Source organism: Pseudoalteromonas sp. SG41-1, from assembly GCF_014164575.1.
Classification (GTDB): Bacteria; Pseudomonadota; Gammaproteobacteria; order Enterobacterales; family Alteromonadaceae; genus Pseudoalteromonas; species Pseudoalteromonas rhizosphaerae.
The window spans coordinates 18,719-33,426 of the sequence record NZ_JACJFL010000017.1 but is presented as its reverse complement, the minus strand read 5'-3'; the positions used below and the strand labels follow the sequence as shown (position 1 = coordinate 33,426).

General features: G+C 39.5%; 14 protein-coding genes. 11 read left to right on the top strand and 3 right to left on the bottom strand.

Annotated features, from left to right (window positions below; all coding sequences use genetic code 11):
• The first annotated feature begins 16 nt into the window (after window positions 1-16).
• The 3 genes from H5203_RS11555 to H5203_RS11545 all read left to right on the top strand — a co-directional run bounded on the left by H5203_RS11555 (window position 17) and on the right by H5203_RS11545 (window position 2,996).
• A complete protein-coding gene (locus H5203_RS11555) occupies window positions 17-466 on the top strand; it encodes a hypothetical protein (protein ID WP_182735381.1) in 450 nt (149 codons plus the stop codon).
• A 213-nt stretch (window positions 467-679) separates the two neighbouring features.
• On the top strand, window positions 680-1,147 hold the full coding sequence (locus H5203_RS11550; protein WP_182731929.1) for a DUF3015 family protein: 468 nt from the start codon (window positions 680-682) through the stop codon (window positions 1,145-1,147).
• Between the two features lie 37 nt (window positions 1,148-1,184).
• Window positions 1,185-2,996: a DUF4105 domain-containing protein gene (locus H5203_RS11545; RefSeq protein ID WP_145241730.1), complete on the top strand. Its 1,812-nt coding sequence runs from the start codon at window positions 1,185-1,187 to the stop codon at window positions 2,994-2,996.
• Window positions 2,997-3,026: 30 nt separating this feature from the next.
• Here H5203_RS11545 and tusA read toward each other — a convergent pair whose 3' ends face one another.
• The 3 genes from tusA to fadB form a co-directional block, all read right to left on the bottom strand.
• A complete protein-coding gene (tusA, locus tag H5203_RS11540) occupies window positions 3,027-3,266 on the bottom strand; it encodes a sulfurtransferase TusA (RefSeq protein ID WP_182731931.1) in 240 nt (79 codons plus the stop codon).
• Window positions 3,267-3,466: 200 nt separating this feature from the next.
• The gene (gene fadA, locus H5203_RS11535) at window positions 3,467-4,636 is read right to left on the bottom strand and encodes an acetyl-CoA C-acyltransferase FadA (RefSeq protein ID WP_145241734.1); all 1,170 of its coding nucleotides are present in this window, start codon (window positions 4,634-4,636) and stop codon (window positions 3,467-3,469) included.
• Window positions 4,637-4,640: 4 nt separating this feature from the next.
• Entirely contained in the window at window positions 4,641-6,800 is a 2,160-nt protein-coding gene (gene fadB, locus H5203_RS11530; RefSeq protein ID WP_145241736.1) for a fatty acid oxidation complex subunit alpha FadB, read from the bottom strand.
• A 194-nt stretch (window positions 6,801-6,994) separates the two neighbouring features.
• Between fadB and H5203_RS11525 the strand changes: the two genes are divergently transcribed.
• The 8 genes from H5203_RS11525 to H5203_RS11490 all read left to right on the top strand — a co-directional run bounded on the left by H5203_RS11525 (window position 6,995) and on the right by H5203_RS11490 (window position 14,531).
• A complete protein-coding gene (locus H5203_RS11525) occupies window positions 6,995-8,881 on the top strand; it encodes a transglycosylase SLT domain-containing protein (RefSeq protein ID WP_182735378.1) in 1,887 nt (628 codons plus the stop codon).
• Window positions 8,882-8,969: 88 nt separating this feature from the next.
• Window positions 8,970-10,292 (top strand): Xaa-Pro dipeptidase, encoded by a 1,323-nt coding sequence (gene pepQ, locus H5203_RS11520; protein WP_145241740.1) that lies wholly within the window; start codon window positions 8,970-8,972, stop codon window positions 10,290-10,292.
• A gap of 68 nt (window positions 10,293-10,360) precedes the next feature.
• Window positions 10,361-10,975: a YigZ family protein gene (locus tag H5203_RS11515; RefSeq protein WP_149983180.1), complete on the top strand. Its 615-nt coding sequence runs from the start codon at window positions 10,361-10,363 to the stop codon at window positions 10,973-10,975.
• 51 nt (window positions 10,976-11,026) lie between these two features.
• Window positions 11,027-12,478, top strand: coding sequence for a TrkH family potassium uptake protein (locus H5203_RS11510; protein ID WP_145241744.1), 1,452 nt, complete (start codon window positions 11,027-11,029; stop codon window positions 12,476-12,478).
• 50 nt (window positions 12,479-12,528) lie between these two features.
• Window positions 12,529-13,209 carry a flagellar brake protein gene (locus tag H5203_RS11505; RefSeq protein WP_149983181.1) on the top strand — a complete coding sequence of 227 codons (681 nt, stop codon included), beginning with the start codon at window positions 12,529-12,531 and terminating at the stop codon, window positions 13,207-13,209.
• A gap of 452 nt (window positions 13,210-13,661) precedes the next feature.
• Window positions 13,662-13,874: a calmodulin gene (locus tag H5203_RS11500; RefSeq protein WP_145241748.1), complete on the top strand. Its 213-nt coding sequence runs from the start codon at window positions 13,662-13,664 to the stop codon at window positions 13,872-13,874.
• Window positions 13,875-13,951: 77 nt separating this feature from the next.
• On the top strand, window positions 13,952-14,170 hold the full coding sequence (locus H5203_RS11495; protein WP_182819745.1) for a calmodulin: 219 nt from the start codon (window positions 13,952-13,954) through the stop codon (window positions 14,168-14,170).
• A gap of 148 nt (window positions 14,171-14,318) precedes the next feature.
• Window positions 14,319-14,531 (top strand): calmodulin, encoded by a 213-nt coding sequence (locus H5203_RS11490; protein ID WP_145241752.1) that lies wholly within the window; start codon window positions 14,319-14,321, stop codon window positions 14,529-14,531.
• The last annotated feature ends 177 nt before the right edge of the window (window positions 14,532-14,708 follow it).

Genomic DNA, 14,708 nt, shown 5'->3' with positions numbered 1-14,708 from the left:
ATTAGAGGGAATACCTATGAAACGTATATTAACAGTGGCTCTAGTTGCTTTACTGAGTGCTTGTTCGAGCCAAATACAAATGCCAGATCTTAGCGATGTACTGCCAGGCCAAGAACTTGACCGTACAATGTACCTACGCGGCGACTTCAATTTATGGGATGCAGAAACGCAATATGAATTTACTCAAGTCGCGCCTGCGCTTTATCAAGCACAAGTAAAGTTTTCAACACCGGGTAAAGTGTATGAGTTTAAAATCGCTGATATGGAGTGGAGCGCAGGTTATAACTGTGGGTTCAGTGAACAAGATCCAACCGGTCAATCTCTGACGTTAGGGCAAAGCGTTGTTGCCGATTGTGACACTACTTATAATTATTTTAGCTTCACTCCTGCAATTAAAGGCAGCTACATCGTTAGCATCGATTATCATAATAACGATCAGCCAAAAGTAACAATAACTAAAAAATAGAGCTACAGGGTAAATATTGCCATTATAATGTCTGATTATATTTACAGAAGTAATAACACCCTGTTAAAATTGGTACAGATTTTTTGTAATAATCGAAGTCAATTATTTTTGAGTACTATATCAAAAATAATTTAAAACCTCTAAAGCGCCAAATATAATCATAATATACTTGGATCGTTAATATGAATAAAAAAAATTAAAATAGGATTACAGATGTTAAAAACTACAGTAACAGCAGTTGTTTTAGCGGGGGCTTTTATAGCCGCTCCATTACAGGCTAAAGAGGGTCTTAACCCTTGGCAGGATTGTGGTATCGGCGCAATGGTATTTCCAGAGAATGGAACCGCAGCAGCAATTTCAAATATTATTTGGGATTTAGGTACTACAGCAGTATCTTCAAATATATCATCTGTTGGTAGCTGTGAAGGCGCAGGTGCAAAAACAGCTCTATTTATTCAACAAACATTCCCTGTACTTGAGCAAGAAATTGCTGAAGGTGAAGGTGAGTATGTTACTGCAATGCTAAATGTACGTGGTTGTGACGCTAGTTCTCATGGTCAAATTGTAAATGCTATCCGTAACGATTTTGCGACTAAACCTGCTCAAAATCCTCAAGCATTATATGCAATTGTTGAAAGCAAAGTGACTACACAGTTTGCAGCTACTTGCCCAGTTATTTAACTGTTAATAGAGTAGGTGTCAGCACCTACTCATACTTATGACTACAATCAAATACTTACCAGCACTAGCACTGTTTGCTACGTTTTCATCTTATTCATCTAGCTCACTTTCCGAGCATCCAACCTGGTTGAAATTAGGGCATTATAAAAACGCATCATCTCCTCAAAGTTATATTGAGAGTGATTCATTTTTTATCTCAAAAAATGGCAAAAATAACCCTTCATCCGAGTTAAAAGCAACGATTGATGCATTTAATAAAGACGCACAAATGCAATGCAAGTATCCTGCTAGATATCAGTGGTTACTATCACAAGGGCTTGAATTCTCAGAGCCAAAGGTTGAATGCACCGAACTTATAGAGTGGAGAGATAAACAACCGATTCACTCTGTAAGTTTAGTCTTTGCTTCAGGGTATATGAGTAATCCGGCTTCGCTTTATGGCCATATGCTTTTAAAGCTAAATAGATCAACGCCAGAGCACAATAAGTTACTAGATTACAGCTTAAATTATGGGGCACTAGTTCCTGATAATGAAAACGGTTTGGTCTATATTACGAAAGGGTTATTTGGCGGTTACGAGGCTGGTTTTTCTGATCAACTATTTTACCGTCATCAACATAACTATGGTGAAATAGAGCTGAGAGATATATGGGAATATAAGCTTAACTTTAGCCAAGAAGACGTCCTCTTTTTAACTAATCATTTATGGGAAATTATGGGGGCTAAGTATTCTTACTATTTTGCGGATGAAAACTGTGCATTTCATATCGCAAGGGTTGTTGAATTAATTATAGGTGAGCAGTTAACGAATGAGCTTTCGCCTTGGGTTATTCCTGCGACTATTTTTTCTCGCTTAAATAGTGCTCAATATAATAACGAAAAGCTAGTAAAGCAGATTGAGTTTACTGCTTCAAGAAGTAGTGTTTTTCATCAATATGAAAACAATCTTTCAGTAAAAGACTCTAAGCTGGCTTTAGCTATTTATCATTCGCAAAATATACTTTTTGAGCCGACATTTACAAATCTAGATGTGGTAACTAAAAAACGAATTATTGAAACTCTTTTTGAGTTTGTTCAGTTGCAGCAAATAAAAAAATATGATGTTGAACACATTGAAAAGTTAAAAAAAGCTCTTATTAAAGCTCGTTTAGTCCTACCTCCAGGTAAAGAAACCTCTTTTATTAATTATGATAAATATGCACCGCATTCAGCTCAGAAACCCTCAAATATATCTATCTCTTCGACTGTGTATAAAAATGAACAAAGCCTAAATTTAGGTTTCAGATTGAGTTATTTTGATTCATTAGCTTCTGATATTGCCAGAGTTCCTTACTCTAATTTAGAGATGTTGGATGTTGAGGTTGCTTTATTTGATTCGCAGTTATATCTAGAAAAATTACATCTTTTAGATCTAGAATCATTTAACCCAGCCTATAGTCAGTGGCCAAATGAAGGCGGTTGGGCATGGCAGATAAATGTAGGTTATGAAAGAAATCGCAGTCAGTGCTTTAGTTGCTCAAGTACATTTGCCATGGCAGGAGTTGGAAAGTCATGGTTATTAAATGCTAATCAGTCGCTAGTGTACGGTATGATTAATGGTTATGCTGGTGAATTACAAAGCACCCAACAATGGCTGGATACTTCAATAGAGCTAGGATTTTTAACGACTGTAACTTCTAATTTAAAACTAAGAACATCAATTGAGAAGTTTTATCACCAACAGTTAAGCGGTATTGCAACGAACATCGAGCTATCAGTGCCTATCAATCAAGATTTCGACATACGATTTGGTTATAAACATGCAACAGAGTTTCAGTGGCAGTTGAAATTAAACTTTTACTGGGATTAATGAATGTTTTAATTAGGGTTAATTATTGATTTATAGCCCTTTTTTAACTAAATATCGATACGGTATGGCATCTACTTCTTTTTCTAACAGTGTATGATCCATAAACATACAAAAGCTGGGGATATCACGGGTGGTTGATGGATCGTCGGCAATAATTAATAAAGTTTCGCCATTTTCCATTTTACGTACCGCGCTTCTGATCATCATTACAGGCTCCGGACAGCGTAGGCCAATGGCATCTAATTGGTGATCGGGATTCTCAAAACTCATTGCATAACCTTTACTGTTTATTTAGCGCTTAACGATTAATTTAAGGCTGCTAGTTTAACGACCTCAGCCTGATAAATAAAGTCACTTCACTTGTGCTTATAAAGCGACATAACTTAGCTGCAAAAAATTAATTATAAAAAAGCCGCGTTGATTTAATCAACGCGGCTTTTTATCACCAAGGTATTACTTAATACATTTTATTAATCTTGCACACGTTCAAATACAGTTGCGATGCCTTGGCCTAAACCAATGCACATAGTTGCTAAACCATATTTTGCGTTTTTATCTTCCATTAAGTGAATAAGTGAGGTGCTGATACGTGAACCAGAACAACCTAAAGGATGACCCAGAGCAATAGCACCGCCGTTTAAATTCACTTTTTCATCAACTACATCAGCAAGACCTAGGTCTTTTAATACTGGTAGTGACTGTGCTGCGAATGCTTCGTTAAGCTCAGCAACATCGATATCATCAATAGTGATACCGGCTTGTGCTAATGCTTTTTTACTTGCTGGTACTGGGCCGTAACCCATGATTGATGGATCGCAACCTGCAACCGCCATGGCTTTAACACGTGCACGAATTGGTAAGCCTAAAGCTTTGGCTTTTTCTTCGCTCATTACTAACATAGCAGATGCGCCGTCAGAAAGAGCTGAAGACGTACCGGCAGTGACTGAGCCTGATGCAGGGTTAAATACTGGGCGAAGCTGTGATAAGCCTTCTACCGTTGTTTCTGGACGAATTACTTCGTCATCTTCAACTAAAATCAGTGAACCATCTGCGTCATGACCTTCCATTGCGAGGATTTCGCGGCGGAAACGTCCTTCAACCGTTGCTGCATGAGCTCGTTGATGTGAGCGGTATGCAAATTGGTCTTGCTGCTCACGGGTAATACCGTGAATAGTTGCAAGGTACTCTGCGGTTAAGCCCATTGAGCCAGATGCTTGTGCAATTGAAGTTGCTAAGCCTGGGTGAAAGTCGTTACCGTGGGTCATTGGCACATGACCCATGTGCTCAACACCACCAATGATGTAGGTATCACCAGCGCCAGTCATGATTGCGCGAGCAGCATCGTGTAATGCTTGCATTGATGATCCACATAAGCGGTTTACTGTTACCGCTGGCACTGTGTGAGGAATGCCGGCAAGTAATGCGGCATTACGAGCAACGTTAAAACCTTGCTCTAAAGTTTGTTGTACACAACCCCAATAGATATCGTCAATCGATGCTGGATCAACGGCTGGGTTGCGATCAAGTAAGCCCTTCATTAGGTGGGCGCTTAAATCTTCGGCACGCTTATGTTTAAATACACCGTTTTTTGAACGGCCCATTGGCGTGCGGATACAATCTACAATTACTGGAGTATTCATGGTCTTATCCTTCCACCTTATAGAAAATACGGCCTTCTTCAGCCCATTTGCGAGTTTGTTCAGATACTTGGTAAATCGCACCTAGATGAGCGTATTTGTCAGCTGTTGCAACAAAGTTAGCTAGTCCAGTTTGATCTAAGTAACGGAACGCGCCGCCTCTAAATGGAGGGAAACCAATACCGTAAATAAGTGCCATATCAGCTTCTTGTGGAGAAGCAACAATGTTTTCTTGTAAACACAGTAGCACTTCGTTGATCATAGGTATCATACAACGGTCGATAATTTCTTGTTTATCAAACTCTTTCGGTGCATCAGTGATTGCACTAAGTAGCTCAACTGCTTGTGGATCTTGAGCTTTTTTCAAGCGACCGCGACGATCCGGAGCATACTGGTAGAAACCCGCTTTGTTCTTTTGACCAAAACGCTTTTCGTTAGCGAATATTGTTACCGGATCTTTTTCGGCACGTGACATGCGCTCAGGGAAACCATCTGCCATCACGCCAGTACAGTGGTAAGCCGTATCAATACCGACAACATCAAGTAAGTATGCAGGACCCATAGGCCAGCCAAATACGTTTTCCATTACTTTATCTACTTTGGCAAAATCAGCGCCTTCAACAACTAACTTACTAAAGCCGGCAAAGTATGGGAATAATACACGGTTTACAAAGAATCCTGGGCAATCGTTAACAACGATAGGTGATTTACCTAACTTTAAGGCGTAATCAACAACGGCGTTAATCGTTTGCTCTGAAGTTTTCTCACCGCGAATAATTTCTACCAGTGGCATTTTTGGCACTGGGTTAAAGAAGTGCATACCACAGAAATTTTCAGGTTTTTCAAGAGCTGTGGCTAATTCATCAATACGAATAGTTGATGTGTTAGACGTTAAGATAGTGCCTGCAGGCATGTCTTTTTCAAGACCTGCTAAAACGGCTTGTTTAACTTTAGGGTTTTCAACAACTGCTTCAACAATGATATCAGCGCTTTGTAAATCGCTATCATTAAGAGTTGGTTTGATTTTACCTAACGTTGCTACCATTTTGTCCATCGCCATATGGCCGCGTTGAACTTTTTGACCTAATAGCTTAGATGCTTCACCCATACCTAAATCAAGCGCATCCTGTTGGATGTCTTTCATTATAATAGGTGTTCCTTTATAAGCTGACTGGTAAGCGATACCGCCACCCATAATACCAGCACCAAGTACTGCAGCTTGTTTAATTACTACATCACTGGTTTTAGCTTGTTTGCGCGCTTTCCCCTTGATGTATTGATCTGCTAAGAAAATACCCGTTTGGGCTGCGGCTTCTGGAGTGCGTGCTAATTTAGCAAAGTTGGCATTTTCAATCGCCATTGCTTCATCACGAGTACAGTTTGCTGCTGCTTTAATAGTACGAACTGCCATAATAGGAGCAGGATAGTGGCCTTTGGTTTTACCCATTACCATACCTTCTGCCATTGCAAAGCTCATACCTTGCTCAACACGGTTCAATTTAAGTGGTTGTAATTTTACTTGTCGCTTAGCTTGCCAATCTAGTTTTCCAGAGATTGCTAATTCAAGCGTTGAAATTCCTGACTCTATAAGTTTGTCAGTACTAACTACCGCATCAACTGCACCTACTTTTAAAGCATCAGCTGCGCGGTTTTCGGCACCAGAGGTGATCCAAAGCATCGCATTATCAGCACCAACAATGCGTGGTAAGCGAACTGTGCCGCCAAATCCAGGCATGATGCCAAGTTTTACTTCTGGTAGGCCAATTTTAGCATCAGTGCTAGCAACACGATAATCGGTAGCAAGTACCCACTCACAACCACCACCAAGTGCTAAGCCATTGATAGCGCTTAAAGTTGGGAATGGTAAATCTTCTAGCGCGTCAAAAACATCAGTGGCATCTTTGATCCACGTTACTAATTCAGCTTCTGGTTTAGTAAAGGTAGGTAAAAATTCGAAAATATCGGCGCCAATAATAAAGTGTTCTTTATCACTGGTAAAAATCATGCCTTTGATATCACTGTTTGCGGCTAATTCTTTTAATGCAGAGGCGCAATCTTTCAAGGTTTGCTGAGACAAAGTGTTTACAGAACCTGCAACACAAAATTTGAACTCGGCGATATTATCCTTGATGAAAGCAACTTCAAAGGAATCGCTTTTATATAACATTATTATTCTCCCTAGTTAGTGAACTAAGACTGGTACGATGAGTTTGCATTTCAATCAGTGTGCTTGCTTTAAATTAAAAATGCAACGAAAAATTTACTGTGGTGCCTTACTACTGGTTAAAATATAGCTTGTTTGGTGCTAAGGTGTAGGCGAAGTGTTTGTCTTTTATTTACCTTTGAATATTTAAGGTCATCATGAAAAAACAATTTTTAAGTGTAACGGCAGCAGCATTATTATTTCCTTTATTTTCTGCCTACGCTAATACTGAACATGACGCATTTTTAGATGCTGAAAGAAAAGTTAAATATGCTAGTTATCAGGAGTTTAAAGAAATAACAGCACAGCTAGACCATCCATTAAAGCCTTATGTGGAACAAGTCTATTGGCAGCGCCATCCCGATATTGAGCACCAATCTGAAATAGAGCGTTATTTAACTATTTACCAAAGTACGCCTTTAGAGTGGCCGGTGCGCAAAGCATGGCTGCAGAATTTGCAAAAGCAAAACCGCAAAGCCGCTTTTATTAATAATTATCGTGAGACTACAAATACTGAACTGACTTGCACTTACCTGCAGTATCAGCTTGATTTAGGGGCACCAGAACAAGCGATAATGAGACAAGTAACAAATTTATGGACTGTTGGGAAATCACAGCCTGAAGAATGTGACCTATTATTTAGTACTTGGCGTAAAAAAGGTTATATGAGCCAAGAGCAAATATGGCAACGTATTACGTTATCAGCACAAGGTGGTTCGCAAAGTTTATTGCCATACTTAAAAACTTTATTACCAAAAAATGAGCAATACTTGGCTGACTTTTATCGAAAAGTTCGCAGCGATCCCAGTGCAGTTGCAGGAATGTATCGTTACAAGCATAAAACAGTTAAGGAAAGCGAAATTGCACACTATGGAATTAAACGCTTAATTTGGCGAGATAAAACCTTAGCGCTCAAGGCGTGGGAAAAGTTAGACAAAATGTTTAACTATTCTGACGAGCAAAAGGCTGATGTGTATTATAGTTTTGCTTTAGCGTTGGCATCAAGAGGTCATCCTGAGGCACGTTTCTGGTTGAGTAAAGTGCCCAAAGATCGTCAAGATCGTAAATTAATGCAATGGCAGTTAGGCAATATGCTGAAAACTCAGGATTGGTCGGGCATCGTTGCGTTTTTTACAGGTAAAGAAAATCTCAGTCTGGGTCAGCAATATTGGTTAGCCTACAGTTTAGCTCAACGAGGTGATACACAGCGTGCTAAAGCTATTTGGCAAATAGTCGCAAAAGAGCGTGACTATTATGGCTTTTTGGCTGCCGCGCGGTTGGGGTTACCTATTGAACTCAATAATCAACCATTGTTAGTGAGCGATAAATTAATGCATGAGGTCGCTAATGCCCCAGGTTTTAAACGTGCTAAAGCGATGTATGAACTTGAGCGGTTTACTTCGGCTCGTCGCGAATGGAATTATTTAACAAGCACTTCTAGCGATGGAGAAAAGCTCGCGGCTTCAAAACTCGCAGCAGAATTAGATTGGTACGACAGTACTATTTATACTTTAGCGCAAATTAAGGCATGGGATTATGTAGAGTTACGTTTCCCATTTGCTTTTCAAGATTTATTTGAGCGTTATAGTAAACGTAATCATATAGATGTTACTTGGAGCATTGCTATTTCGCGCCGTGAAAGCTCTTTTGCACCTGATGCGCGTTCTCACGCCAATGCGCGTGGTTTAATGCAGTTATTACCAAGTACAGCGAAGTATGTCAATAAAAGTACTGTTTCAGGAAGTCGCTTAAATCAGCCGAAAACAAATATACGTTTAGGCACAGAGTATTTAGAATATTTAAAAAACAAAAACCATGGCAACGAAATACTAGCAACTGCCTCGTATAACGCTGGTTACCATAGAATCAAAAAGTGGTTACCAAATGAAGCTATGCCTGCTGAATTATGGATTGAGCTTATCCCGTACCGTGAAACTCGGGAGTACGTAAAAAATGTGTTTGCTTATCGTCAGGTTTATCACACGCGTTTAGGGCGCGAAGGAAACATACTGGCACCAATATTGGATATGAAGATGGGTGGCTAAGGCACAAGTGCTTTAGCGCATCTGCATTGGGGTTAAACAGGGTCTATGTTAGACTTAAAATAAGTTAAATTTAACAGATGGGTTTTCTATGGATAAATTAGCCGTTTTATACGCCGAACATATTGCAACACTGCAGCAGCGTACTCGTACTATTATTGAGCGTGAAGGATTAGAAGGTTTAGTGATCCATTCAGGACAAGCTAAACGTCAGTTTTTAGACGATATGTATTATCCGTTTAAAGTCAACCCGCATTTCAAAGCTTGGTTACCGGTCATCGATAATCCACACTGTTGGATTGTTGTGAATGGCAGTGATAAACCAAAACTGATTTTTTATCGCCCTGTCGATTTTTGGCACAAAGTACCAGATGAGCCACGAGATTTTTGGGCTGATTACTTTGATATCGAGCTATTATTACAGCCTGATCAAGTTGAAAAACTATTACCATACGATAAGGCGAAGTACGCTTATATCGGTGAATACCTAGAAGTAGCTCAAGCGCTAGGCTTTAGCATTATGAACCCAGAGCCGGTGCTCAATTACTTTAATTACCACCGTGCTTATAAAACTCAATACGAACTTGAATGCTTACGCCAAGCTAATCGTATTGCGGTTGATGGCCACAAAGCTGCGCGTGATACCTTTTTTAACGGTGGCTCTGAATTTGATATTCAGCAAGCGTATTTAATGGCCACTCGCCAAAGCGAAAACGAAATGCCGTATGGCAATATTGTTGCGCTTAACGAAAATTGCGCTATTTTGCACTACACTCATTTTGAGCCTCAAGCCCCAAAAGCACATCATTCGTTCTTAATTGATGCTGGCGCTAATTTTAATGGCTATGCTGCAGATATAACTCGTACTTATGATTTTAAAAAGTCGGGCGAGTTTGCCGAATTAATTGCCGCAATGACACAGCATCAAATTGCATTGGGTAAAGCACTGAAACCAGGTTTGTTATACGGTGAACTGCACTTAGATTGCCATCAACGTATTGCTCAGGTGCTTAGTGATTTTAATATTGTTAAGTTACCAGCCACTGAGATCGTTGAGCGCGGTATTACGTCGACTTTCTTTCCGCATGGGCTTGGCCATCATCTTGGTTTACAAGTGCACGATATGGGTGGTTTTATGGCTGATGAAAAGGGTACACATCAAGCGCCACCAGAAGGTCATCCATTCTTGCGTTGTACGCGCTTGATTGAGAAAAACCAAGTATTCACGATTGAACCTGGTTTGTACTTTATCGATTCATTACTTGGTGATTTAACGCAAACAGACAACAAGCAGTTTATTAACTGGGAAAAGGTTGAAGCGTTTAAACCATTTGGCGGTATTCGCATCGAGGACAACATTATTGTTCATGAAGATAGCTTAGAAAATATGACCCGTGATTTAGCATTAGATTAATCATCCGGTGTTAAAAGTTGGGGCCATATGGCCCCATTTTTTGCTTCATTATTTGGGTTTATCAAAGAATGTCAGAATATAAGTACCCAGCAGCAACCGTTTTTCATCAAGAAGAAATAAAAAAAAGCACCTTTATTGTGCATATTGCTCATACGCCAGATTTAGCCTCGGCAAAAGCGTTTATCCGTGAGATTGAAAGTAAATATAGCGATGCTCGTCATAACTGTTGGGCGCATGTTGCAGGTAATCCTGGTGGTAGTCATGTTTATGGTTTCTCTGATGATGGTGAACCAAATGGTACTGCAGGCAAACCTATGCTTAATGTATTAATGGGATCTGGGCTTGGAGAAGTCACCGCGGTAGTTACTCGTTATTTTGGCGGTATAAAGCTGGGTACTGGCGGGTTAGTCAGAGCATATGGCGGCTCGCTAAATAATGCCTTGGCACATTTAACAACTACATTAAAAGTTCCTAGTGTTGAGCTGGTGGGCTGTAGTGATTACAGCGCGCAAGGAGCGATAGAGCAGTTACTAAAAACGCAATTTCAAGTACTTAACATAGAAAAGCAATTTACTGCTAATATAGAATGGGTTATTACTATAGATAGCCGCCAAGCCACACAAGCCATAAAAGATATTTATGATTTGAGCCATGGCGCGGTTGAGTTAAGTATTAAAGAGTAAGACAATAGCATTCACGCACTAATCATTACTTAATAAAAAAGCGATAGCTCAATGCAATTTCGTACCATCATAAAAATTCTCGGCCAACTGGTTGTACTGTTCAGTATCACTATGGTGCCGCCGGCAATTGTATCGCTCATTTATAAAGATGGTGGTGGCGTGCCATTTGTTCTCGCATTTATATTCAGTGTCATTATTGGTTTACTTGCATACTATCCAAATAGACGCGAGCAGGGAGATTTAAAAGCTCGCGAAGGTTTTTTAATTGTGGTGCTATTTTGGTTAGTTCTAGGGGCATTCGCATCTTTACCGCTGATTTTTTTACAAGAACCTAATTTATCATTAGCGGATGCGGTATTCGAAGCGTTTTCAGGGCTAACTACAACCGGTGCTACAGTGTTAACAGGCATTGAATATCTCCCTAAATCGGTATTGTTTTATCGCCAACAACTGCAATGGTTAGGCGGTATGGGGATAATCGTATTAGCGGTTGCAGTGCTACCCATGCTTGGCGTTGGTGGTATGCAGTTGTATCGAGCTGAAACTCCAGGGCCTGTAAAAGATTCCAAAATGACGCCACGTATTGCCGATACCGCAAAACATCTTTGGTATATTTATGTGTCGTTAACTATCGCGTGTACTTTAGCGTACTGGGCTGCCGGAATGAATTGGTTTGATGCTATTTGTCATTCATTTTCTACTGTTGCAATAGGCGGATTCTCTACTTACGATGCTTCTATGGGACATTTTGACAGTCCATTAATCAACTTTATTTGCGTGATATTTCTAATCATCGCTGCCGTTAATTTCACCTTGCATTACGCAGCTGTTTCGAGTCGAAATCTCAGAGTGTATATCCGCGACCCTGAGTTTAAAGTGTTTTTGTTTATTCAACTAGCGCTGGTGATAGTGTGTTTTACGGTACTGTCGTCCAATAACATATATGCAAACGGTGACGAAACGCTCGATCAGGCATTATTTCAAGCGGTATCAATTAGTACTACTGCGGGTTTTGCCACCGATAATTTTTCAGCATGGCCCTTATTCTTGCCTATTTTACTGATATTTTCGAGCTTTATTGGTGGTTGTGCAGGTTCCACTGGCGGCGGTATGAAAGTAGTCCGAGTGTTTTTACTTTATCTGCAAGGAATACGTGAGCTTAATCGGTTAGTGCATCCTCGTGCTATTTACTCTATTAAACTTGGTCGTAAGGCATTACCAGATAAAGTAGTTGAAGCCGTATGGGGATTTTTCTCTGCTTATGCGTTGGTATTTGTCATTATTATGTTAGCGTTAATGGGGACCGGTATGGATAACATAACGGCGTTCTCAGCCACCGCAGCTTGCTTAAATAACCTCGGCCCTGGTTTGGGGGATGTTGCGTCGCATTATGGCGCTATTAGTGATGGCGCTAAATGGCTATTAACCATTGCGATGGTGTTCGGGCGATTAGAGATATTCACCTTATTAGTGTTGTTTACACCGACCTTCTGGCGTGGTTAGTTTGTATAAAAGCGAGCACTTGTACAAGGTTATTTATAGTTGGAAAGGAAATGGCAAAAACAAGACAACAATTAAACTTAGAAAACCTTGCCTACATTAGTGCTGGTAGCATTGTTGATGTCGAAATATTAACACCCACAGCCAGTAAGCGAATTAAAACTGAATTTGTTGGTTTATTGCATGAGCGTTTTGTGATTTTAAATTATCCATCAGCCAAGCGCTTAAGTAACGCGGGTGAATATTTAAAAGATGGTGTTGTGGTGATCGTCAGAGCGGTGCTTGAAACCGGTGGCGGGCAAGTTATAGCATTTCGTCAGCAGGTTATGTCAGTGTCGTCGCACCCGGCACGGCTTATTTATTTAAATTTCCCAACTGAAGTGCAATTATTTAGTTTGCGATCACAAACTCGTATTCCCACATTATTAGCTGCAAAAATAAAGTTTAATGACGAACGCGAGATGCAAGGAGTTATTAAAGATATCTCAGTAACTGGGGTAATGTTTGATGTAAAAAGTAAAGCTGATCTCAGTGAATTAAAGAATACTCAGTGTCATATTATGCTCGATAAAAACAATAAAGGTGTTACTGAGTTTAGCGGACAAATATGCAGTGTTAAAAGCCATGCCACTAGCGCCCAGTTTGGTATTCAACTAACGGCAAGTGAAGACGAGATGAAAACTTTCATGAAAGACCACTTTATTGACCTTTCAGTGCTTGAGCCACTGGTGTAAATTTGTGCATATTCGCTGTTTTGCGACAAAATAGCGGATATACCGTAACCCACCTTAAAGAACTCTAAATTTATTTTTATTGTTATTAATTATCAGCAACATAGATTTTTTATTTATTTCAGTTGCTAATTTTCAGCTGGTTAATTTCAGCGCCTGTCACTCTTCTTGCCTATAAAAATATAAATACGAACACTGGAAGTACGGATCTGTGTCTTTTCTATTAAACCTAATTAATTGATTTTTATAAACTATATTTTATAGGTGGTTTACGTGTTGCTAAAAAGCAACAAAAAACACCGTAAATAGCCAGTCAAAAGTAAATTTTATTTTTAATAATTTGATTTTAAACGTTTTTTTAAATGTGGCACCGAAGTTGTAATAGTCTAGTTGTACAGAACGAAAATGTGATTAGCACATCGTTCGAAACCATAAACATTGAAGGAATATTTATTATGAACACATTAAATAAAACGTTGGCACTTATTGCTCTAGCATCTTCTTCAGCCGCATTTGCTGCAACAGACTTTGACACATTAGATGTTGATGGTAATGGCGCAATTAGCCAAAGTGAAGCTTCAGTTGATGCTGAGCTTATGAGCCAATTTGCAGAGCTTGATACCGACGGTAACGGCGAACTTTCAAAAGCAGAGTTTTCAAAAGCTTAATGTCGCTTTTTGACAGGGAAAAATGAAAAGGACTTCGTAACACACTATTCATCATCTCAGGTGAAAGGAGATAACCAATGAACATACTAAATAAAGCGATAGTACTTATTGCATTAACCTCTTCATCAGCAGCATTTGCTTTTGAGGCGTTAGACTTCGATACCCTTGATGTTGATGATAATGGTGTGATCAGTCAAGTTGAAGCCGCAGAAGATGCTGAGCTTTTAAATAGATTTGCAGAGCGTGATACTGACCAAAACGGTGAGTTATCAAAAGAAGAGTTTTCAAAAGCTTAATAATTTAATACTGAGTTTATCCTGAGTTGCCAAAGACAACCTAAGTGGGCAAGGAACCCATGATAAAGGATAACAAGGAAGACTTTACTCGCATTGAAAACCAGTATTGAGACAAATTTTTTGATAGTACATTGAAGGAATATTAATTATGAACACATTAAATAAAACATTAGCACTTATTGCACTGGCATCTTCATCAGCGGCGTTTGCTGCTACCGATTTTGATACGCTAGATGTTGATGGGAATGGCGCTCTGAGCCAGCAAGAAGCATCAATGGGTGGTATTACATCTACAACATTTGCAGAGCTTGATACTGACCAAAACGGTGAGTTATCAAAAGAAGAGTTTTCAAAAGCTTAATAACCTAATACTGAGTTTATCCTGAGTTGCCAAAGACAACCTAAGTGGGCAGGGAACCCATGATAAAGGATAACAAGGAAGACTTTACTCGCATTGAAAACCAGTATTGAGACAAATTTTTTGATAGTACATTGAAGGAATATTAATTATGAACACATTAAATAAAACATTAGCACT